We start from the raw sequence: 21642 nt of genomic DNA, 5'->3' as shown, positions 1-21642 counted from the left end.
GCTGACGACGGGTCGGCGCGGGTGGGACGGGGTCAGCCGACGTGGACGCCGCCCTCGGGGCCGTCCGTGGCCAGCTCCTCGTGCTTGACCGTCAGGAAGGTCCACACGACGAGCGAGGCGAGCAGGATCATGACCGACCCGGTGAGGAACGCGTGGGTCGCGCCCTCGGTGAAGGTCGACTGGAAACCGGCCGCCTGGATGAACGTCAGCGACGAGCCCGGGATCGGTGCGCTCGGGTCGATGCCCGCGTCCTGCGTGGCCTTGAGGAGGGCCGGGGCGATCGTGTCGGCGCGGTTGTTCACGAAGTGCAGCGAGACGGTGCTCAGCGTCGCGAGGCCGAGCGCGCCGCCGACCTGCTGCATCGTGTTGAGCACGCCCGAGCCGATGCCGGAGTCCTCGGCCCGCACGTGGTGCACGGCGGTCAGGGTCAGCGGGACGAACGTGAGGCCCATGCCGACCGACATCAGCAGGATGAACGGCAGGATCGAGGTCCAGTAGTTCACGTCCGCGCCGGCCGTGGCGCCGTGGGAGATCGCCGAGACCACCGCAGAGGGCGAGTCGTCGATCGAGAGCCGGGAGAACCCGAGCAGCGCGGCGGAGGCCATGAGCGTGCCGATGCCGGCGATGAAGCGCGCGTCGATCCGGCCTACCAGGTTGGAGGACAGGCCGGCGCCGATGACGATGCCGACGGAGAACGGCAGGAACGCGAAGCCGGTCCGCAGCGGCGTGTAGCCGACGAGCTGCTGGATGAAGAGGCTCAGGAAGAAGAACATCGCGAACATCGCGGCGGGGACCAGCATCATCACGATGAAGCTCGCGGCGCGGGTGCGGTTCTGGAAGATCCGGACCGGCAGCAGCGGGTGCTCGACGCGCGACTCGATGAAGGCGAAGAGCGCGAGCAGCGCCACGCCGGCGACGAGGGACGCGATCGTCACCGGGTCGCCCCAGCCGTGCGCGGCCTGGCCGGCGCGGGTGAGGCCGAAGACGAGGCCGAGGAGGCCCAGGGTGCCGGTCAGGGCGCCGGGGATGTCGAGCTGGCCGGGGTGGGACTCCGACTCGGCCAGCACACGCGGCGCGAGAGCGGCGGCGACCAGGCCGATCGGGACGTTGATGAGGAAGGTCAGGCGCCAGCCGCTCATCTCGATGCCGAAGGCGCTGTCGAGGCCGGTCAGCCAGCCACCGAGGATCAGGCCGACGGCGGCACCGGCACCCGACATCGCGGCGTACACCGCGAACGCGCGGTTGCGCTGCGGGCCGGCCGGGAAAGTCGTCGTGATCAGGGCGAGCGCGGCGGGGGAGGCGAGGGCGGCGCCGAAGCCCTGGAGGCCCCGCGCGCCCATGAGCAGCGGCTCGGAGGTCGCGAGGCCACCGAGCAGGGAGGCGATCGCGAAGACCGACAGGCCGATCATGAAGACCTTGCGACGGCCGTAGAGGTCGCCGAGGCGACCGCCCAGCAGCAGCAGGCCGCCGAAGGCCAGGGCGTAGCCGGTCACGATCCAGGAGAGGTTCGCCTGGCTGATGTCGAGGTCGCGGCCGATGAACGGCAGCGCGATGTTGGCGATGGTGGCGTCGAGCACCACCATCAGCTGGGCGATCGAGATGAGCACGAGGGCCCACCCGTAATGGGCCTTGGGGGCCTCGACCGGCACTTCGGTCTGCTGGAGGTCAGCCATGGGGTTTCCTTCGGGTGTCGTCGTTGACGGGAGGTACGTCGGGGAGCCGGTCAGGGCCGGCGCGTGGCGGCGGGCAGGATGATCTGGTCGATGACCCGCGTGATGAGGTCTTGGTCGGGGAGCTCCCCGATGAGGTACATGCGGTGCAGGACGATGCCCGCGAGGGCGGGGGCGAGCAGGGACAGGTCGACGCCGGGGGCGATCTCGCCGCGCGCGTCGGCGCGCTCGAAGATCTCCTGGGCGACGCGGGCCTTGGGGCCGATCACCTCGCGGCGGAACGCCTCGGCGAACTCCGCGTCGCGGCTGATGGCCGTGATGACCGCGGCGAACGTGCCGACCGACTGCTCGTCGGTGAGCCCGCCCATGCCGCAGAACGACTGGATGAGGTCCTCGCGGAGGCTGCCCGTGTCGGGGGCGGCGGGGGTGCTCTTGACCGACAGCAGGGCGTCGATCACGAGGGCGACCTTGCCGTTCCAGCGGCGGTAGAGCGTGGCCTTGGACGCCTTGGCGCGGGTGGCGACGGCGTCCATGGTTAGCCGGTCGTAGCCGACGTCACCGAGGACCTCCAGGGTGGCGTCGAGGATCTCCTGCTCACGGTCGCCCTCGACCCGCGGACGGGTCAGGACCGGCTCGGAACTGGGGGTCATGCGGTGTCCTCGATCTGTTCACATGGATGAAACGAAACGGTTTCGTTTCATCGCGAACAGCCGAGGACCGCCGATCCATTCCCGGCCGATCCGGAATCGGCCGGATGGTCTGGACCAGTTGTCGACCCGTTCAGAGCAGCGCGAGCGAGGCCCGGGCGGCGAGCTCGTTCCAGGCCCGCACCCGCTTGAACATGTAGTGGCCGACCGGCCCCATGTCCACGAAGTCGACCTCGGCGGCGACCTTGGCGGCACGCTCGACGTAGGCGCGGGTCGCCCGCGGGGAGGTGATGCGGTCGCGCCGTCCGTGGGCCGCCAGCAGCCGCTTGCCCGCGAGGGCCCCGACCGGCTCGCCCTCGGGCAGCCACGGGGCGAGCCCGACCACACCCACCACGTCCTCGTCGTCGGCCACGTGCACGGCGGTGCGCGCGCCCATCGAGTGCCCGAGCAGTACGACGGGGAGCCGGCCGAGCTCCCGTCGTACCTCGTCGAGGGCCCAGCGCGCGTCCTCGACGGGCGCCCCGCCGTTCCACCCGCGCTGCCGGTAGCCGACCAGCCAGGTGCTCACGCCGGCCTCGTGGAGGGTGTCGCCGATGGCGCGCTGCATCGCCGCCGACCGTCGCCACGAGGCACTGCGGCCGTCGACGGGGCGGGTCGACGTCTCCGTGCCGCCGTGCAGCATCAGCACCAGGGCGCGCCGCCCGGGGACGTCCCTCCGGGTCAGGGCAGGCGAGGCGGGTGTCGCGGTCTCGGTCGGCACGGGAGGTGTTCGGAGCCGACGCGCCCCCGGATGGGACGTCGGTGCCACCGGGCAAGATGTGCCCCATGAGCGACCCGACCCCGGCGACCCCCGAGGCCCGTGACGAGCACCGCCAGCTCGCGGAGGAGATCGAGGACGCGCGCTGGCGCTACTACGTTCTCGACGACCCCACGCTCTCCGACGGCGACTTCGACGTGCGGCTGCGCCGCCTCGAGGCGCTCGAGGAGCAGTTCCCCGAGCTGCGCACCCCCGACTCGCCCAGCCAGAAGGTCGGCGGCGCCGTCTCCACCGAGTTCACCGCGGTCGACCACCTGCAGCGCATGGAGAGCCTCGACAACGCCTTCTCGTTCAAGGAGATGGCCGCCTGGCACGCCCGGCTCGGCCGCGACGGGGTCGAGGCCCCGGCGCTGCTCTGCGAGCTCAAGGTCGACGGCCTCGCGATCAACCTGCTCTACGAGGAGGGCCGCCTCGTCCGGGCGCTCACCCGTGGCGACGGCCGCACCGGCGAGGACGTCACGCCCAACGTCAAGACGATCGCCTCCGTGCCCCACCGGCTGAAGGAGTCCGCCGACTTCCCGGTGCCCGCGCTGGTCGAGGTGCGCGGCGAGGTGTTCCTGCCCGTCGAGGCGTTCGAGCGGCTCAACGAGTCGATGACCGAGGCCGGCAAGCCGGTCTTCGCCAACCCCCGCAACGCCGCGGCGGGCTCGCTGCGCCAGAAGGACCCCCGCGTGACCGCGACCCGGGCGCTCGGCATGGTCTGCCACGGCATCGGGGCCCGGCAGGGCTTCGAGCCGCGGGCGCAGTCCCAGGCCTACGAGGCGCTCGCCGCCTGGGGCCTGCCGGTCTCCGACCAGGTGCGGGTGCTGCCGACCCTGAAGGACGTCGAGGGCTTCATCGCCCACGCCGGCGAGCACCGTCACTCGCTGGTGTCCTACGAGATCGACGGGGTCGTGGTGAAGGTCGACGACGTCGCCCTCCAGCGACGGCTCGGCTCCACCAGCCGTGCCCCGCGGTGGGCGATCGCGTTCAAGTACCCACCCGAGGAGGTCAACGCCAAGCTCCTCGAGATCCGCGTCAACGTCGGGCGCACCGGCCGCGTCACGCCCTACGGTGTCATGGAGCCGACCCGGGTGGCCGGCTCGACCGTGGAGAACGCCACGCTGCACAACTACTACGAGGTCGAGCGCAAGGACGTCCGTCCGGGCGACACCGTGATCCTGCGCAAGGCCGGCGACGTCATCCCCGAGATCGTCGGCCCGGTGCTGCCGCTGCGGCCCGACGGTCTCGCGAAGTGGGTCGGGCCGGGGGAGTGCCCCTCGTGCGGCACCGGCCTGGTGGAGCAGAAGGAGGGCGACAAGGACCGTCGCTGCCCCAACCACGAGAAGTGCCCCGCCCAGGTGCGTGAGCGGGTCTTCCACGTCGCCGGTCGCGGCGCGTTCGACATCGAGGGCCTCGGCTACGAGGCTGCGGTCGCCCTGCTCGAGGCCGGCGCGATCGCCAACGAGGGCGACGTCTTCGACCTCAGTCCCGACCAGCTGCTCACCACCGACCTGTTCACCCGCGCGGCGAAGAAGGACGAGGAGGGCGAGCGGGTGCTGTCGGCCAACGGCCAGCGGCTGCTGGACAACCTCGGCAAGGCCCGCGAGGTCCCGCTGTGGCGGGTGCTGGTCGGCCTCTCGATCCGCCACGTCGGGCCGACCGCCGCCCGGGCCCTGGCCACGGAGTTCGGCTCGATGGAGGCCATCCGGGCGGCCACCGAGGAGCAGCTCGCGGCCGCGGAGGGCGTCGGCCCGACGATCGCCGAGGCGGTCATCGAGTGGTTCACCGTCGACTGGCACCGCACCATCGTCGACAAGTGGGAGGCCGCCGGAGTCACGATGGCCGACGAGCGCGACGAGTCCACCCCCCGCACCCTCGAGGGCCTCACCGTCGTCGTCACCGGGTCGCTGGTCGACTTCAGTCGCGACTCCGCCAAGGAGGCGATCCTGTCCCGCGGCGGCAAGGCGGCCGGCTCGGTGTCGAAGAAGACCGACTACGTCGTGGTGGGGGAGAGCGCAGGCTCCAAGGCCGAGAAGGCCGAGCAGCTCGGCGTCCCGATCCTCGACGAGGCCGCCTTCAAGGTGCTCCTCGAAGGCGGCCCCGCCGCGCTGTGACGCGGGTCAGGACTCGTAGGTCTGGTTCGCCAGCCTCAGGTCGTCGGGCGCGACCCCGCCGCCCTCGGAGGGGATGACCTGGTCGCCCGTGACGCAGTCGCCCGACGTCGCCGAGCAGGTGACGACGTGGTGCTTGCTGACGGTGAACAGGTCGTCGCCTGGCGTCCACCCGTAGCCGAACGAGTAGCCGTCGAACGTCGCGGTGGTGTCGGAGTCGACGCCGTAGACGGTGAAGGACTTGCCGTCCTTGGCGTCGACCGTGGCGAAGCGGCCGTCGGGGGAGAGCTTGGCGTAGCCGTACTGGCCGACGGGGATCGCGAGCAGGGTCTTCCCGGTCGCCACGTCGAGGACCACGGCGTTGTCGCCGTCCCGGCCGACGGTGCGACCACCCTGGACGACGGGGTAGCCGCCGGTGACGACATCGGTCGTGCCGACCTTGCCGGTCCGCCAGTCGACGGTGCGGGTGACGCCGTCGGAGCCGACGTACACCGTGTCGCCGCTCAGCGCGACCGGAGGACCGGACCAGCCGCCCCAGGTGAAGTCGCCCGGCATCGCGACGCGGGCCACCTCCTTGTCCATGGCGACGTCGTGGACGACCACCTCGACGGTGCCGTCGGTGACCTCCGTGTAGGCCAGGTAGGGCTGGGCCGGGTCGACGCCCGGGACGCTCTCCTCGGTGACGACGGAGACGTGCCGCACGGTGCCCGACGGGGTGACGAGGGAGAACCGCTGCGGTCCGCCGCCGTCGCTGGCGTTGTTGTTGCCGTGCCGGACCAGCAGGCCCGCCGAGGTGTAGTAGCTCGACTTGACGGCCTTGTCGTCGATTGCGACGTGCTCGGTGCCCCCGTCGTAGAAGACGGTGGTGCCGAGGGTGAACATCGCGCCGTGCTCGTCGGTGGTCCCCGCCGGCTCTGCGGCCCGGTCGGGGTGCATGCCTCCGAGCAGGCCGGCCACGACGCCCAGCGTCGCGACGACGGCCACGGCCGCGATGCCCGTGACAGCCTGGTGACGGTGGTGCAGGCGGCGGCCCCGCGCGATGACCTGAGCAGCGTGCGGGGGCGGCACCGCGAGGTGCTCGGCCTCCTCGTGCAGGAGGGCGGTGAGTCGGTCAGTCATGCAGGGCTCCCAGGGTGTGCGGGACGACGGCGTCGCCGAGCAGCGTGCGCAGCCGGGCGAGCGCGTCGGAGGTCTGGCTCTTGACGGTGCCCTCGGAACAGCCGAGGGCGTGGGCGGTCTGAGCCACGGACAGGTCCTCGTAGAAGCGGAGGACGACGACCGCGCGCTGCCGCGGCGGTAGCTCCCCGAGAGCGGTCACGAGTGCGGGACGGTCGGAGGGGTCGTGGTGCACGACCTGCTCCGGGAGCTCCTCCGAGGGGCGCTCGTTCCGCCAGGACTTCTTGCGGAACCACGACGTGGCCGTGTTGACCAGCGTGGTGCGGGCATAGCCCGGCGCAGCGCTCAGGTCACGGACCTGGCGCCAGGAGGCGTAGGTCTTGGCCAGCGCCGTCTGGACGAGGTCCTCGGCCTCGGCGTGGTCGCCGAGGAGCAGGTACGCCGTGCGGTACAGCGAGGACCAGCTGGCATGGACGAACTCGGTGTAGTCGTCGTCGGACGGTGGGCGCCCGGGAAGGTGTGGCATCGGTTCTCCCTCGTGTCGTTCACCCTGTCAGATGCGCGAGGTCACACCTTGGTTGGGCGCGGCTCCGTTTGTGTCGTCGAGACCGGGGGAAGATCCCCTTCGTGCTCGAGTCCTACGCCCCCGACGGCGCCCCCTCCACCGACCGGCCGGCCGGCGTCGTCGTCGGTGTGGCAGCCCAGGCCGGCGTCGCGGTGGCGACGTTCGCCGGGACCGGCCTGCGGGACACGGCGTACGCCGCGGTCGGGCTGTTCTCCCTCGTCGTCGCGTTCTGCGGCTTCGCGGTCGCGCACGGCCTGGGCAACGCCGTGCTCGGCGTGGTGACCGGGTTGCTGGCGACGGCCCTGCCCACGGTGGCCCTCGAGTGCCGGGCGCGCTCGTGGCAGATCTGGCTGGCGATCCTGGCCGGGGCACTGCTGGACACCGCTGCCGTGGCCGTCTTCCTCCGCTGAGCCCGGGTCCGACCGGGGGGAGGCCGAGTCCGGGGCTCTCCTAGGATGGCCCCCATGCCTGACATTTCCCGTGACGAGGTCGCGCACCTGGCGAACCTCGCCCGGATCGACCTCGACGATGCCGAGCTCGACCACCTCGCACCGCAGCTGTCGGTGATCCTCGAGTCGGTCGCCTCGATCAGCGGAGTCGCCGGCGACGACGTCCCCCCGACCTCGCACGCGCTGCCGATGACCAACGTCTTCCGAGACGACGTCGTCCGCCCGTGCCTCACCGCCGAGCAGGCGCTGTCCGGTGCTCCCGCACACGAGCAGCAGCGCTTCTCGGTCCCTCGCATCCTGGGAGACGAGCAGTGACCGCCCCCACCACCGACTGGACCCGCCGGACCGCGGCCGAGCTCGCCGACGCCCTCGCGGCCGGCGAGGTCACCTCGGTCGAGCTGACCCGCGCCCACCTCGACCGGATCGCCGCGGTCGAGGCCGACGTGCACGCCTTCCTCCACGTCGACGCCGACGGCGCCCTCGCCGAGGCGGCGGCCTCCGACGCCCGCCGCGCCGCGGGCGCGCCCCTGTCGTCGCTCGACGGCGTCCCGATCGCGGTCAAGGACGTGCTGGCGACCGCCGGCCTGCCCACGACGTGCGGCTCGAAGATCCTCGAGGGCTGGGTGCCGCCGTACGACGCCACCGTCGTGCGCAAGCTGCGCGAGGCCGGCCTGCCCATCCTGGGCAAGACCAACATGGACGAGTTCGCGATGGGCTCCTCCACCGAGCACTCCGCCTACGGCGCGACCCACAACCCGTGGGACCTCGACCGGATCCCCGGCGGCTCGGGCGGTGGCTCGGCCGCGGCCGTGGCCGCCTTCGAGGCGCCGCTCGCCATCGGCACCGACACCGGCGGCTCGATCCGCCAGCCCGGCGCCGTCACCGGCACGGTCGGCGTGAAGCCGACCTACGGCTCGGTCTCCCGCTACGGCCTCGTGGCCCTGGCCAACTCGCTCGACCAGGCCGGCCCCGTCACCCGCACGGTGCTCGACTCGGCGCTGCTGCACGAGGTCATCGGCGGCCACGACGAGCTCGACTCCACCAGCATCGACCGCCCGGTCGGCGCCTACGTCGAGGCCGCCCGCCAGGGTGCCGCCGGCGACATGACCGGCGTCCGGATCGGCGTCGTCACCGAGCTCGGCGGAGAGGGCTACCAGCCCGGCGTGCTGGCCCGATTCCAGGAGTCGGTGGACCTGCTGGTCAAGGCCGGCGCCGAGGTCGTGGAGGTCTCCTGCCCGACGTTCGTGCACGCGCTGGCGACCTACTACCTGATCCTGCCGGCCGAGGCGTCCAGCAATCTCGCGAAGTTCGACGCGATGCGCTACGGCCTGCGGGTCCTGCCCGAGGGCATCGAGAGCCCGTCGGCCGAGGACGTCATGCGGGCCACCCGCGACGCCGGCTTCGGCGACGAGGTCAAGCGCCGCATCATCCTCGGCACCTACGCCCTGTCGAGCGGCTACTACGACGCCTACTACGGCCAGGCCCAGAAGGTGCGCACCCTGATCAGCCGCGACTTCGACGCCGCGTTCGAGAAGGCCGACGTGCTGGTGTCCCCGACCGCGCCGACCACGGCGTTCAAGCTGGGGGAGAAGCTCGACGACCCGATCGCGATGTACCTCAACGACCTCGCGACCATCCCCGCCAACCTCGCCGGCGTGCCGGGCATCTCGGTGCCCAGCGGCCTCGCCGACGAGGACGGCCTGCCGGCCGGCTTCCAGATCCTGGCGCCGGCCCTGGCCGACGAGCGCCTCTACCGCGTCGGCGCCGCCCTCGAGGCCGCGCTGCTCGACCAGTGGGGCGGCCCGCTGCTCGACAAGGCCCCCGCCCTGAACGGAGCTGCCCGATGAGCACCAGCATCGAGACCCTCGTTCCGTTCGAGGACGTCCTCGCGGCGTACGACCCGGCGATGGGCCTGGAGGTCCACGTCGAGCTGAACACCAATTCCAAGATGTTCTGCGGCTGCCCGACCGAGTTCGGCGCCGAGCCCAACACGCAGGTCTGCCCGACCTGCCTGGGCCTGCCCGGTGCCATGCCCGTGGTCAACGGCAAGGCCGTGGAGTCGGCGATCCGGATCGGGCTCGCGCTCAACTGCGACATCGCCGAGTGGTGCCGCTTCGCGCGGAAGAACTACTTCTACCCGGACATGCCGAAGAACTTCCAGACCTCCCAGTACGACGAGCCCATCGCCTTCGACGGCCACATGGACGTCGAGGTCGACGGGGAGACCTTCCGGGTCGAGATCGAGCGCGCCCACATGGAGGAGGACACCGGCAAGTCGCTGCACGTCGGCGGCGCGACCGGTCGCATCCACGGTGCGGACTACTCGCTGGTCGACTACAACCGCGCCGGCATCCCGCTGATCGAGATCGTCACCCGCCCGATCATGGGCGCGGGTGAGAAGGCGCCCGAGATCGCCAAGGCGTACGTCGCCCAGCTGCGCGAGCTCATCGTCGCGCTCGGCGTCTCCGACGCCCGGATGGACCAGGGCTCGATCCGTGCCGACGTCAACCTGTCGCTGTCGCCGAAGGGGACCGGGACGCTCGGCACCCGCTCGGAGACCAAGAACGTCAACTCCCTGCGCTCGGTCGAGCGCGCGGTCCGCTACGAGATGCAGCGCCACGCGGGCATCCTCGACGCCGGCGGCTCGATCCTGCAGGAGACCCGCCACTGGCACGAGGACACCGGGATCACGACGAGTGGTCGCGAGAAGTCCGACGCCGAGGACTACCGCTACTTCCCCGAGCCCGACCTGGTGCCCGTGGCGCCGTCGCGCGAGTGGGTCGAGGAGCTCCGCGGCACGCTGCCGGAGAACCCCACCCAGAAGCGCGCCCGCCTGCAGGCCGAGTGGGGCTTCTCCGACCTCGAGATGCGCGACACCGTGGGTGCCGGCGCGTTCGGCCTGGTCGAGGAGACCATCGCGGCCGGGGCCACCCCGCAGGCCGCCCGCAAGTGGTGGCTCTCGGAGATGGCGCGCCGCGCCAACGACTCCGGCGTCGAGATCGGCGCCCTGGGCGTCTCCCCGGCGCAGGTCGCGGCCGTGCAGGCGCTCGTCGACGGAGGCACGATCAACGACAAGCTGGCCCGCCAGGTCTTCGACGGCCTGCTCGCCGGTGAGGGCACCCCCGAGGAGATCGTCGCCGCCCGCGGGCTCGCCATCGTCTCCGACGAGGGCGCGCTGTCGGCGGCCGTCGACAAGGCCATCGCCGCCAACCCCGACGTCGCGGACAAGATCCGCGACGGCAAGGTGGCGGCCGCCGGCGCCCTGATCGGTGCGGTCATGAAGGAGATGCGCGGCCAGGCCGACGCCGGCCGGGTGCGCGAGCTGATCCTGGAGAAGCTGGGCTGAGACCCTGCCCACAGTGGGAGTCCGCGATGCGTGTGTGACATCGGGGCGGCCACCCGTGGTTGGTAAAGTCTGCGGTCGCTCCGGGAGAGCCGACCCTGACCGCAACCAATCCTTTGGGAGCTGGCCGCTTCGATGTCCACCCGCTCAGCACGACTTCCTTCCCTGTTCGTCGCCCTGGTCGCCACGCTGGCGATCGGAGCCGGCGCGTTCGCCGCGCCGGCCTCCGCCGTGGGGCACTACACCCCGCCCGCGGGGGTGAAGACCAACAACCCCCTCGGTGACCGGACCGAGCGCCGCGTGATCATCCGGCACGTCATCCGTGCCATCGACAGCACGCCGCGGATGTCGCACATCCGGATCGCCAGCTGGAACATCCGCAGCGACGCGATCGTCAACGCGCTGATCGCCGCCCACAAGCGGCACGTGTCGGTCCGCGTGATCATGGACCGCGGCAACGCCAACCCCGACAACCCCAACGAGGGCGTCAACCGGCTGCAGCGGGCGCTGAAGAACAACGGCAACCGAACCCGCCGCCCGGCGATGCGCAGCCACCTCGAGAAGTGCCGCAGCTCGTGCCGCGGCACGCGCGGTATCGCGCACTCGAAGTTCTTCCTCTTCGACCACGTCGGTCGCGCCCACGACGTCGTCATGAACGGCTCCTTCAACGCCACCGACCTCGCGGTCAGCGGCCAGTGGAACGACCTCTACACCGTGGTGGGCCGCCCGAAGGTCTTCAAGGAGTTCCGCAAGGTCTTCTCGCAGATGTTCAGGGACCAGCCGGTCGCGCAGGGCTACCGCGTGCACCGCTACCGGTCCCTGACCACGATGGCCTTCCCCTACACCGGGGCGCACACCACCAAGGACCCCGTCATGCGGGAGCTGGACCGGGTCACCTGCTCCGGCGCCCGCAACACCGGGGACGGCCACACGAGCCTGCGGATCGCCCAGACCTCGTGGTTCGGCGACCGCGGCAAGCGGATCGCCTGGCGGATCCGGCACATGCAGAACAACGGCTGCCGCATCCGGATCGTGTACGCCGTCATGGGCAACGAGGTGCTGCGCATCCTGCGCCGCGGGGGAGATCACCCCGTCCCGATGCGCCAGATCGTGCAGGACTTCAACGCCGACGGCGTCTACGACAAGTACCTCCACATGAAGGTCATGACGATCCAGGGGCACTACCGCAAGGACCACGCGGCGACCATCACGCTCAACGGGTCGGCCAACTGGTCCCCGGCGGTGCTGGCCAGCGACGAGGCCGTGCTCCGGCTGAGCCGCCCGGTCACGCTGAACCGCTACAACGGGTGGATCAACCACCTGTTCCACAACCCGCCGAAGAAGTACCCCAACGGCAAGGACCCCGCCGGCACCGGCACCAACCTGCCGGGCCGCTGGAGCACCACCTCGGTTGATCCGTACGCCCTCGTCGAGGCGGACTGACCCACGGCGTCCACGGACGGACCGGCCCCCTCACGGGGGTCGGTCCGCCGGTATGCTGCGCTCACACAACTCATCACGCCCGCAGTGGGGGAAGCCGGTCCGAATCCGGCGCTGACCCGCAACCGTGTGCTCGCCGAGGTTCGCCTCGGGGAGCGAGCCGGACCACCTGCCGCGACGCGTCCTGATCACACGCTGTCGTGGAAACCAGCGGGTGGCCCCGGGCCTCCCGTTGTGCAGCGGGAAGGAACCCTCATGTCACGCCTCTCCAGGAGCTCGGCGCTCGTCGCCGTCTCCGCCCTGCTCCTCACGCTCGTCCCCGGAGCCGCCCAGGCGGCCCCCGACGACCGGGCCGGCACCTGGCTCACCCACCAGCTGACCGACGGCCTGGTCCACAACGACCAGTACTCCTTCGACGACTACGGCCTCACCGCCGACGTCGCCTTCGCGCTGCTCGCGACCGGGGGCCAGGCCTCCCACGTCGCCGACATCCGCAAGTCGCTGGCCACCCACGTCGACAGCTGGACGACCGGCGTCGACTTCGGCTCCGACGACGTCTACGCCGGCTCCGTGGCCAAGGCGGTCGTCCTGGCCGAGGCCACCGGCGGCGATCCGCGCTCGTTCGGCGGCGTGGACCTCGTCCAGCGGCTCGGCAAGCGCGTCAGCACCGACGCCCCGACGGTCGGCCGGATCCAGGACAGGTCCGCGACCGACTACGCCAACACGATCGGTCAGGCGTTCGCGGCCCGCGGGCTGGCCGTGGCCGGCTCGGGGAAGGCCGACGAGGCGATCCGCTTCCTGTTGAAGCAGCAGTGCGCGGGCGGCTGGTTCCGCCTCAACTTCGCGGGCAAGGCGAAGGCCGACCAGTCGTGCGACGCCGGGAAGCGGGCCACGACCAGTGCACCCGACACCGACGTCACCGCTCTCGCGGTGATCAACCTGCGGCCGGTCCCGCACAAGTCCGCCGCGGTGAAGGCCGCGATCAAGGACGCCGTTGCGTGGCTCAAGCACCACCAGAAGGACAACGGCAGCTTCGGCGGCGGCCCTGCCACCGAGGCGTCCAACGCCAACAGCACCGGCCTCGCGGCCTGGGCCCTCGGCGGCTCCGGCGCGTGCGGTGCGGCCTCGAAGGCGGCGGCCTGGGTGAAGAAGCTCCAAGTCGGTGACGTCGCGAGCGGCAAGCCGCTCCACGGCCAGCGCGGTGCGATCGCCTACGACCGGACGGCGTACGACGCCGCCGCGCAGGACGGCATCACGACCGAGACCCAGGACCAGTGGCGGCGCGCCACCTCGCAGGCGGCGCCGGGCCTGGGCTACCTGACGTGCGGCTGACGCTCGCGTCGCTCGTCGCCGCGGTCCTCGTGACCGCGGCGACGGGTGTGATCCCTGCGGCGCCGACCCAGGCGGCCGCCTGCTCGACCGCGAGCGGGGTCACGGTCGTCGTGGACTTCCACGAGCTCGGCGGCGGTGTGCAGCAGGTCTGCGACGCCGGTGGTGCCGGGGACGACGCGGCGACCCAGTTCGAGGACTCCGGCTTCGCCCTGACCCGGGTGCAGCGCCAGCCCGGCTTCGTGTGTCGGGTGAACAACGCGCCGTCCTCGGACCAGGAGTCCTGCGTCAACACCCCGCCTGCCGACGCCTACTGGGGCCTGTGGTGGTCCGACGGCACGTCCGGGACGTGGACCTACGCCAGCCAGGGCGTCGACTCGCTGACCGTCCCCGAGGGCGGGTACGTCGCCCTCTCGTGGAACGGCAGCAGCACCAAGTCGCCGCCGGGCGCGGCCCCCACGGCCCACAAGACCGCGTCGCCGACCCCGTCGCCCTCACCGAGCCACCAGCCGACGCAGCAGCCGACCCAGCAGCCGACGCACGCGCCGAGCCAGCAGCCGGGCACCGGCGGAGGGACGACTGCCCCGGCGTCGGGCGCGACCGCTCCCTCTGTGTCCGCCTCCTCGGCCGGCTCCAAGCCCGATGGCAAGCACGGGGGCAAGCACGGGCAGAAGAAGCGCCACCACGCCTCGCCCTCGGCCGGCGCGAGCAGCTCGGCCACGGCCGACCCGTCCGGATCGGCCTCCCCGGCGGCGGGCGACGTACCGGCTGCTGAGGCGCCGACCCCGGACGACGGCGGCCTCCCCGCCTGGGTGGCGCCGGCGGCCATCGCGGTGCTCTTCGCGGCGGCCGGTGCCACCGCGCTCGTGCGCCGCCGCAGGGCCGGCTGAGCCCGTGCCCACGATGCGGCCCCCGACGCGGCTCCCGCGCGACCTGCACCCCGTGGCCTGGTGGGTGTGGGCGATCGGGCTTGCCGCGGCGGCGTCGCTGACGACCAACCCGCTCGTGCTGCTCCTGCTCGTGGCGGTGGCGAGCGTGGTCGTGATGGCGCGACGTTCCGACCAGCCGTGGGCTGCGTCGTTCCGGATCTACGTCTGGCTCGGGGTCGTGATCGTCGCGGTCCGGCTGGCGTTCCGGGTGGTCTTCGGGGCCGGTGACGTCGGCACCGTGCTGGTCCCGCTCCCGGCCGTGCCCCTGCCGCACTGGGTCGCCGGCATCACCCTGCTGGGGCCGATCACGCGCGAGGCGCTGCTCGCGGGCCTGTACGACGGCCTGCGGCTCGCCACGATCGTGATCTGCATCGGCGCGGCCAACGCGCTCGCGAACCCCAAGCGGCTGCTGCGCTCGGTGCCGCCGGCGCTCTACGAGATCGGGACCGCCCTGGTGGTGGCCGTGACGGTGCTGCCGCAGTTCGCCGACAGCGTGCGCCGGGTCCGGGCCGCACAGAGCCTGCGGGCGGGGGAGACCGGCCGGATCGGGCGGCTGCGCCGCTTCCTGGTGCCGGTCCTCGAGGACGCGCTGGAGCGGTCGCTGGCCCTCGCGGCGGGGATGGACGCGCGCGGCTACGGCCGGGCCGGCAACCTCGGCCGGACCGCCCGCCGCACCACCGGCGCCCTGATGCTGACCGGGCTGGTCGGGATCTGCGTGGGCACCTACGCCGTCCTCGACCAGACCGCCCCCCGCTGGCTCGCGCTGCCGATGCTCGCGCTCGGGGCCGCGACGGCGACCGCCGGGCTGCTCAGCGCGGGGCGACGGGTGGAGCGCACCCGCTACCGGCCCGACCACTGGCGGCTGCCCGAGCTCGTCGTCGTCGCGTCCGGCGTCGCGGTGGCGGCCCTCGCGTGGTGGGTCGGCGGCCACCAGGTCGCCCTGGCCTACCCCGACCTCGCCACGGTCCCGCGCGTCGGCGGCGCCTCCCTGCTCGGTGCCGCGATCGGCCTGCTCGGCGGGCTGGCCTCGCCGCCGGTCGCCGCGCCGTACCGCCCCGTGGCCGAGCTCCGCGGCCACGCGGAGGCCGCCGCATGATCGAGCTGCGCGACATCACGTTCGGCTACGCCGAGGGGCCTCCCGTCCTCGACCGGGTCTCGCTGACCATCGAGGAGGGCGAGCTCGTCGTCGTCTCCGGGCCGACCGGCGTCGGCAAGTCCACGCTCCTGGGGGTCGTGACCGGGCTGGTGCCGCGGTTCAGCGGCGGCCACCTCTCCGGCGACGTGCTGCTCGACGGCGCCAGCGTCGTGCGCACCCCGCCGCGCGACCGGGCCCACCTCGTGGGCTACGTCGGCCAGGATCCCGCGGCGGGCTTCGTGACCGACACGGTCGAGGAGGAGCTCGCCTACGGGATGGAGCAGCTCGGCCTGCCCGCCGACACGATGCGCCGCCGGGTCGAGGAGACCCTCGACCTGCTCGGCATCGCCGAGCTCCGCAACCGGGACCTGCGCACCCTTTCGGGTGGTCAGCAGCAGCGCGTGGCGATCGGGTCGGTCCTCACGATGCACCCCCGGCTGCTGGTGCTCGACGAGCCCACCTCCGCCCTCGACCCGACCGCCGCCGAGGACGTCCTCGCGACCCTCACCCGGCTCGTGCACGACCTCGGCGTCAGCGTGCTGATGGCCGAGCACCGGCTCGAGCGGGTCGTCCCGTTCGCCGACCGGATGTGCCTGATGACCGGCGGGGGTGCCGTGCGGGTGGGCGAGCCGGCGACCCTGCTGGCCGACTCGCCGGTGGTCCCGCCGATCGTCGAGCTCGGCCGCGCCGCCGGCTGGGACCCCCTCCCGCTGAGCGTGCGCGACGCCCGCCGGCTGGCCCGCGGTCTGGCCGACCGCCTCGGCGCGGCCCCGGTGGCGTCCCACGAGACACCATCCGACGACGTCGCCCTCCGGGCCCGACGCCTCTCGGTCGTGCACGGCCCGACCGTCGCGCTGCGCGAGGTCGACCTGGCCCTCGGAGCGCGTCGGGTCACGGCCCTGATGGGGCGCAACGGCTCGGGCAAGTCCTCGATGATGTGGGCCCTGCAGGGCAGCGGCCGGCGTGCGGCGGGCGACGTACACGTCGGCAGCCACGACCCGGCGGCGCTCGACGCTGCCGGTCGCCGCAACCTCGTGGGCCTGGTGCCGCAGAACGCCGCGGACCTGCTCTACCTCGAGACCGTCGCCGAGGAGTGCGCCGCCGCCGACGGCGGCTCGGGCGCCTGCCGGGCGATCCTCGAGCGCCTCGTGCCGGGCATCGCCGACGACACCCACCCGCGCGACCTCTCGGAGGGCCAGCGGCTGGCCCTCGCGCTCTCCCTGGTCCTCGTCTCGCGGCCGGACGTGCTGCTCCTCGACGAGCCGACGCGCGGCCTGGACTACGCCGCCAAGCACGAGCTCGCGGGCATCCTCCGCACCCTGGCCGAGGAGGGGCACGCCGTCCTCGTCGCCACCCACGACGTCGAGTTCGTGGCCCAGGCCGCCCACGACGTGGTGGTGCTGGCCGAGGGCGAGGTCGTCTCCTCCGGGCCCGTACGCCGCGTGGTGGCCGAGTCACCCGCCTTCGCCCCCCAGGTCACCAAGGTGCTCGGCGCGCCGTGGCTGCGGGTCGACGAGGTGGCCGCACGGCTGGACTCGGCATGAGCGCCCGCGTCTCCGCGGTCCCGATCGCGCCGCGCACCGCCCTCGTGCTCGGCGTCGCCTCGCTGGCCGGGCTGATGATGCTCTGCTGGCCGCTGCTCGTGCGGGTCGGCGACGAGCCGCGGGTCGACCCGCCGTTCCTCTTCCTCGGACTGCTGCCGGTCGTGATCGCCGTCGTGCTCGCCGAGATCAGCGAGGGCGGCATGGACCCGCGGGTGCTGGCGATCCTGGGGGTGCTCTCGGCGATCAACGCCGTCCTGCGCGGCATCTCGCCCGGCACGGCCGGTGTCGAGCTCGTCCTCTTCCTGCTGATCCTCGCCGGGCGCGTCTTCGGCCCCGGCTTCGGCTTCGTCCTGGGCTGTACGTCGCTCTTCGCGTCGGCCCTGATGACCGCCGGCGTCGGCCCCTGGTTGCCCTTCCAGATGCTGGTGTCCGCCTGGGTGGGGATGGGCGCGGGACTGCTCCCGCGGCGGGTCACCGGGCGGGCCGAGATCGCCATGCTGGTGGTCTACGGAATCGTCGCGGCCTACGTGTTCGGCCTGCTGATGAACCTCTCGGGCTGGCCGTTCCTGCTCGGCGTGGAGGTGCCCGGCCACGGGAGCTCGCTGTCGTTCGTGGCCGGCGCACCGGTCGCGGACAACCTGCACCGCTTCGCGGTCTACACGCTGCTCACGTCGACCGGCAGCTGGGACACCGGTCGGGCGATCACCAACGCGGTGGCGATCGCGGTGCTGGGCCCGGCCGTGCTGTCGACGCTGCGCCGGGCCTCCCGCCGGGCGACGGTCACCGGGACTGTTCAGCCCACGGCGTCCAGTGCACCCCGACCCCACAGCTCCTGAGCTCGTCGAGCGCGGCGTTCAACCCTCGGGCGGCGAGCCGACGGGGCTTGCCGTTGCGCGCGTTGCGGCCGACGGCCACGGTCACGGCGTCACCCTCGGCGCGGACCAGCAGCTCGGTCCGGTAGGACGTCTCGCCGACCAGGATCCAGCCCCGGGCGAAGTGCACCGCGCGGAAGCCGGTCGGGGTGGCGTCCTTCGTCTTGAACCCCGCGATGTCGAGGTGTCGGGCCAGCACCCCGAGTGTCTCCTCGCGCGGCGCACCGACGCGCAGCTCGAGCTCGGGGCTGACCATCGTGACCGACCACGTCGGCAGCTGCTCGTCCCCGCTCGTCACTGCTGTCCTCCAGTCGGGTCGACCAGCAGGATCCGGTCGTCGCCCTCGACGGGGGCGCCGCGGCCGTCGCGGTTGCTGGTGGTCACCCACAGCCGTCCGTCGGGAGCCACGGCGACCGTGCGCATCCGGCCGTACTCGCCCACGAAGAAGTCGGTCGGGTGGGAGGCGCGGGTGCCGTGGACGTCGATGCGCCACAGGCGCATGCCGCGCAGGGAGCCGAGCCAGAGCTCGCCGTCGAGGTAGGCCAGTCCCGACGGCGAGGCGACCGACGGGTCCCACACGACCTGCGGGTTGGTCATGCCTGCGGCATCGCCCCGTCCCTCGACGACCGGCCAGCCGTAGTCGTGGCCGGCCACGATGAGGTTGAGCTCGTCGAACAGGTCGTGCCCGAACTCCGAGGCCCACAGGTGCCCGGCGTCGTCGAAGGCCAGGCCCTGCACGTTGCGGTGGCCGTAGGAGAAGACCGGCGTGCCGAAGGGGTTGCCCGGTGCCGGGTCGCCGTCGGGGGTGATCCGCAGGATTTTCCCGCCGAGGGAGTCCTTGTCCTGGGCCAGGGAATCGTCGCCCGTTTCGCCGGTGGAGGCGTAGAGGTAGCCGTCGGGCCCGAAGGCGAGCCGGCCGCCGTCATGGATGTAGCCGTTGGGGATGCCGTCGAGCACCACCTCGAGGTCGCCGAGCCGCCCGCCGTCGTACGTCGCCCGCTCGATGCGGTTGTCCGAGGGCGTGGTGACGTAGAAGTAGAGGAGGTGGTCGCTGGCGAAGTCGGGGGAGACGGCCACGCCGAGCAGGCCGGACTCGCCCGCGGCGCCCTCCCCGACGGGCTCGCCGATGGTGGTGATCACCCGGACCACGTGGCGGGGGCCGTGGATCAGCAGCACCCGTCGGGTGTCCCGCTCGGTGACGATCGCGTCGCCGTCGGGCAGGAACGCCAGCCCCCACGGCACGGCCAGCCCGGTGGCGATCGTCCCGACCACCCGCGGGGTGCCGGCGGGTTTCGAGGGGCCCTCGGAGGTGGCGCCCGACGCGGGTGCCGGTGAGGCCGTGACGGTGTCGTCCGTCTGGTTGGAGGAGTCGCCCCCGGAGGTGCAGCCGGCCAGGGCAGCGATCGCGACCAGGGCGACCGCCCCCCGGCGCACGTCAGCCCACCCGCTCCAGGAAGTCGAGCAGCAGCTCGTGCACGCGCTCGGGCTGCTCCATCTGGATGAAGTGGCTGCCGCGGAGCTCGACGTAGGTCGCCCCCTCGATCCGGTCGGCGGCGGTGCGCATGTCGCGGGCGCCGGCCAGCACGTCGTACGTCGCGGCGACGAACATGGCCGGCACGGTGATGCCGCTGAGCGAGACGCGGGCGTGCTCGGAGGTCTTGAGGGCGAGGTGGAAGTACCAGTCGACGGGCGTGGTGAGGAACTCCGCGATCGCGACCGCGGCGAGCTCGGGGTCCGGCACGGGGAGCATGAAGCCGCTGTGGGTGATCAGGTCGACGGCGCGCGGGCCGACCGGCAGCCGTGAGGCGATCGGCGTGAGCAGCCGGCCGCCGAGCTTCATGGCACGCGAGAGGCTCACGGTGAGCGCACGGGCCGCGAGGTGCGGCAGGTGCAGCGGGCCGAGCATGGTGGCGAACGTGTCGCCGGGGACGCCCGCGACGGCGAAGAGGCCCGTGACGCGCTCCGGGTGGCGGACCGCGAGCTCGAACATCGTGTTGACGCCCATGGACCACCCCATGAGGACCGCCCGGTCGACCCCGAAGTGGTCCATGACCGACAGGCCGTCCTCGACGAACTCCTCGATGCCGACGCGCTGCGGGTCGCTCGGGCGATCCGACCCGCCCGTGCCGCGGTGGTTCCACGACACGACGCGGACCCCGCAGTCGGGGTCGAGCAGCGCCGGCCAGGTCCAGGGGCTGGTGCCGAGCCCGTTGCAGAGCACCACGGTCGGGCCGTCGATGCGGCTCGCGGGGTCGTTGGTCCACGCCCGCAGCCGCGTCCCGTCGTCGGAGAGGACGTCGTGGAAGGTGATCTGGTCGTCCGTGGCGGCGCGGGCGGCGGAGGCGGGCATGGGCCCGATTGTGCCCCAGCCTCAGTGACGGGTGCGGGAGGTGTGGCTGAGTTCACCGGGTGCCCAGGGAGGTGGGCCGACCCGGTGAACCCAGCTCACAGAGCAGCCTGGGCTGCGACCTCCGCGGCCGGGGACCCGCCGGCTGACCCGGTCAGTCCGGCGAGGAAGTCCTCGACCTCGTCGCGTTCCGCACGTCGTTGGGCGAGCGCGGTGGAGGCGATCATGGCGTTGCGACGGGCGACCTGCTGCGACTCGACCGGCCACTGCGTGAGATGGCGGTGGAGCGACTTCCAGAGGTTCATGACTGGCTCCCGGGACGACGTCGGCAACTGCGATGGGTGGTGCAGCACTCCTGCTCTTGCAACGAACCTAGGAGGCTGCGAGGTCACCGGCGTCAACGTCGTGTGACGGTTGGGTGAACTTGCCGGCGCCTCCGTCGACCTCAGTCCGGGACGGGGTCGGCGAGGGTGGCCCCGCTCCGCGTCGCGCCGACGCTGGCCACGACCACGCAGGCCATCGCGACCCACTGCACGGGCGAGAGGAACTCCCCGAGCACCACGATCCCGGCGAGAGCCGCGGCGGCCGGCTCCAGGCTCATCAGCACGCCGAAGACGGCCGGACGGATGGAGCGCAGCGCCACCATCTCGCAGCTGTAGGGGATCACCGAGCTGAGCAGCCCGACGGCGGCGCCGAGCAGCAGCACCCGCCCGTCGCCCAGCTTGTCGCCGCCGACGTGCAGGGCGAACGGGGTGAGCAGCAGGGTCGCCACGACGCTGGCCACCGCCAGCCCGTCCAGGCCTGGCCAGCGTCGTCCGGTCTCCGCGCTCAGCAGGATGTACGCCGCCCACGCGGCGCCGGCCAGCAGCGCGCAGAGCACGCCGGGCCAGGTGAGGTGGGCCCGTTCGACCCCGAGCAGCGCCACGCCCAGTCCGGCGAGGCCGACCCAGACCAGGTCGCGCGCGCGGCGCGACCCGAGCACGGCCAGCGTCAGCGGCCCGACGAACTCGATGGTGACCGCGATGCCCAGCGGGATCCGGGCGAACGACTGGTAGATCGCCCAGTTCATGGTGCCGAGCGAGGCGCCGAGACCCAGCACGACCAGCCAGTCGCGCCGGCTCCGGCCGCGCAGGACCGGTCGCGCGGCGAGCGCGAGGACCACCGCGCTGGTGACCAGCCGCAGCCACACGATCAGGGTCGGCTCGACCTCGTCGAAGAGGCTCTTGGCGATGCCCGCGCCGAACTGGACCGAAAAGATCCCGACGAGCACCAGCCAGACCGGTGAGAATCGGGTGGTCACCGGGTCACACTACGAAAGACCCGGGATCGACGTACGAAGGGAAGTT

The 21642-nt window shown here is 72.7% G+C and carries 21 protein-coding genes; 11 read left to right on the top strand and 10 right to left on the bottom strand.

What is annotated here, in order from left to right; genetic code table 11:
- Positions 1 to 32 precede the first annotated feature (32 nt).
- From FB382_RS12735 to FB382_RS12725, 3 genes are all read right to left on the bottom strand, one after another.
- A complete protein-coding gene (locus FB382_RS12735) occupies positions 33 to 1673 on the bottom strand; it encodes an MFS transporter (RefSeq protein WP_182539662.1) in 1641 nt (546 codons plus the stop codon).
- Positions 1674 to 1723: 50 nt separating this feature from the next.
- Entirely contained in the window at positions 1724 to 2320 is a 597-nt protein-coding gene (locus tag FB382_RS12730; RefSeq protein WP_182539659.1) for a TetR/AcrR family transcriptional regulator, read from the bottom strand.
- Between the two features lie 130 nt (positions 2321 to 2450).
- On the bottom strand, positions 2451 to 3077 hold the full coding sequence (locus FB382_RS12725) for an alpha/beta fold hydrolase (protein WP_220481339.1): 627 nt from the start codon (positions 3075 to 3077) through the stop codon (positions 2451 to 2453).
- Between the two features lie 65 nt (positions 3078 to 3142).
- Between FB382_RS12725 and ligA the strand changes: the two genes are divergently transcribed.
- On the top strand, positions 3143 to 5230 hold the full coding sequence (gene ligA / locus FB382_RS12720) for an NAD-dependent DNA ligase LigA (protein WP_182539657.1): 2088 nt from the start codon (positions 3143 to 3145) through the stop codon (positions 5228 to 5230).
- Between the two features lie 6 nt (positions 5231 to 5236).
- Here ligA and FB382_RS12715 read toward each other — a convergent pair whose 3' ends face one another.
- Positions 5237 to 6346 (bottom strand): PQQ-binding-like beta-propeller repeat protein, encoded by a 1110-nt coding sequence (locus FB382_RS12715; protein WP_182539655.1) that lies wholly within the window; start codon positions 6344 to 6346, stop codon positions 5237 to 5239.
- The gene (locus tag FB382_RS12710; protein ID WP_182539653.1) at positions 6339 to 6869 is read right to left on the bottom strand and encodes a SigE family RNA polymerase sigma factor; all 531 of its coding nucleotides are present in this window, start codon (positions 6867 to 6869) and stop codon (positions 6339 to 6341) included. The genes FB382_RS12715 and FB382_RS12710 overlap by 8 nt, the downstream gene beginning before the upstream one ends.
- A gap of 101 nt (positions 6870 to 6970) precedes the next feature.
- Here FB382_RS12710 and FB382_RS12705 point away from each other — a divergent pair, with 101 nt between their 5' ends.
- The 10 genes from FB382_RS12705 to FB382_RS12660 all read left to right on the top strand — a co-directional run bounded on the left by FB382_RS12705 (position 6971) and on the right by FB382_RS12660 (position 17913).
- Positions 6971 to 7318: a hypothetical protein gene (locus tag FB382_RS12705; RefSeq protein ID WP_182539650.1), complete on the top strand. Its 348-nt coding sequence runs from the start codon at positions 6971 to 6973 to the stop codon at positions 7316 to 7318.
- A gap of 54 nt (positions 7319 to 7372) precedes the next feature.
- On the top strand, positions 7373 to 7672 hold the full coding sequence (gene gatC, locus FB382_RS12700; RefSeq protein ID WP_125039245.1) for an Asp-tRNA(Asn)/Glu-tRNA(Gln) amidotransferase subunit GatC: 300 nt from the start codon (positions 7373 to 7375) through the stop codon (positions 7670 to 7672).
- The gene (gene gatA / locus FB382_RS12695) at positions 7669 to 9204 is read left to right on the top strand and encodes an Asp-tRNA(Asn)/Glu-tRNA(Gln) amidotransferase subunit GatA (protein WP_182539648.1); all 1536 of its coding nucleotides are present in this window, start codon (positions 7669 to 7671) and stop codon (positions 9202 to 9204) included. Before gatC ends, gatA begins: the two co-directional genes overlap by 4 nt.
- The gene (gatB, locus tag FB382_RS12690) at positions 9201 to 10703 is read left to right on the top strand and encodes an Asp-tRNA(Asn)/Glu-tRNA(Gln) amidotransferase subunit GatB (protein WP_182539646.1); all 1503 of its coding nucleotides are present in this window, start codon (positions 9201 to 9203) and stop codon (positions 10701 to 10703) included. The genes gatA and gatB overlap by 4 nt, the downstream gene beginning before the upstream one ends.
- 132 nt (positions 10704 to 10835) lie before the next feature.
- Positions 10836 to 12143, top strand: coding sequence for a phospholipase D-like domain-containing protein (locus FB382_RS12685; protein WP_182539644.1), 1308 nt, complete (start codon positions 10836 to 10838; stop codon positions 12141 to 12143).
- A gap of 252 nt (positions 12144 to 12395) precedes the next feature.
- A complete protein-coding gene (locus FB382_RS12680) occupies positions 12396 to 13472 on the top strand; it encodes a prenyltransferase/squalene oxidase repeat-containing protein (protein WP_182539641.1) in 1077 nt (358 codons plus the stop codon).
- Positions 13463 to 14359, top strand: coding sequence for a hypothetical protein (locus FB382_RS12675; RefSeq protein WP_182539639.1), 897 nt, complete (start codon positions 13463 to 13465; stop codon positions 14357 to 14359). The genes FB382_RS12680 and FB382_RS12675 overlap by 10 nt, the downstream gene beginning before the upstream one ends.
- Positions 14360 to 14372: 13 nt before the next feature.
- Positions 14373 to 15494, top strand: coding sequence for an energy-coupling factor transporter transmembrane component T (locus tag FB382_RS12670; protein ID WP_182541502.1), 1122 nt, complete (start codon positions 14373 to 14375; stop codon positions 15492 to 15494).
- Positions 15491 to 17077, top strand: a complete 1587-nt coding sequence (locus tag FB382_RS12665) for an ABC transporter ATP-binding protein (protein WP_182539637.1) — start codon at positions 15491 to 15493, stop codon at positions 17075 to 17077. Before FB382_RS12670 ends, FB382_RS12665 begins: the two co-directional genes overlap by 4 nt.
- Positions 17074 to 17913 (top strand): ECF transporter S component, encoded by an 840-nt coding sequence (locus tag FB382_RS12660; protein WP_182539635.1) that lies wholly within the window; start codon positions 17074 to 17076, stop codon positions 17911 to 17913. The genes FB382_RS12665 and FB382_RS12660 overlap by 4 nt, the downstream gene beginning before the upstream one ends.
- Here the strand turns inward: FB382_RS12660 and FB382_RS12655 are convergent.
- The 5 genes from FB382_RS12655 to FB382_RS12635 all read right to left on the bottom strand — a co-directional run bounded on the left by FB382_RS12655 (position 17858) and on the right by FB382_RS12635 (position 21596).
- The gene (locus tag FB382_RS12655) at positions 17858 to 18247 is read right to left on the bottom strand and encodes a hypothetical protein (RefSeq protein ID WP_182539633.1); all 390 of its coding nucleotides are present in this window, start codon (positions 18245 to 18247) and stop codon (positions 17858 to 17860) included. The two genes, FB382_RS12660 and FB382_RS12655, sit on opposite strands and share 56 nt — an antisense overlap.
- Complete coding sequence (locus FB382_RS12650) at positions 18244 to 19383, bottom strand: PQQ-dependent sugar dehydrogenase (protein WP_182539631.1); 1140 nt, start codon at positions 19381 to 19383, stop codon at positions 18244 to 18246. Before FB382_RS12650 ends, FB382_RS12655 begins: the two co-directional genes overlap by 4 nt.
- A gap of 1 nt (position 19384) precedes the next feature.
- Positions 19385 to 20299, bottom strand: a complete 915-nt coding sequence (locus tag FB382_RS12645; protein WP_182539629.1) for an alpha/beta fold hydrolase — start codon at positions 20297 to 20299, stop codon at positions 19385 to 19387.
- 95 nt (positions 20300 to 20394) lie between these two features.
- A complete protein-coding gene (locus FB382_RS12640; protein ID WP_182539627.1) occupies positions 20395 to 20601 on the bottom strand; it encodes a hypothetical protein in 207 nt (68 codons plus the stop codon).
- Positions 20602 to 20741: 140 nt separating this feature from the next.
- Positions 20742 to 21596 carry an EamA family transporter gene (locus tag FB382_RS12635; RefSeq protein ID WP_182539625.1) on the bottom strand — a complete coding sequence of 285 codons (855 nt, stop codon included), beginning with the start codon at positions 21594 to 21596 and terminating at the stop codon, positions 20742 to 20744.
- Positions 21597 to 21642 lie beyond the last annotated feature (46 nt).

This window comes from Nocardioides ginsengisegetis (assembly GCF_014138045.1).
In the GTDB taxonomy this organism is placed as follows: Bacteria; Actinomycetota; Actinomycetes; order Propionibacteriales; family Nocardioidaceae; genus Nocardioides; species Nocardioides ginsengisegetis.
This window is presented reverse-complemented; position numbering and strand designations above follow the sequence as displayed.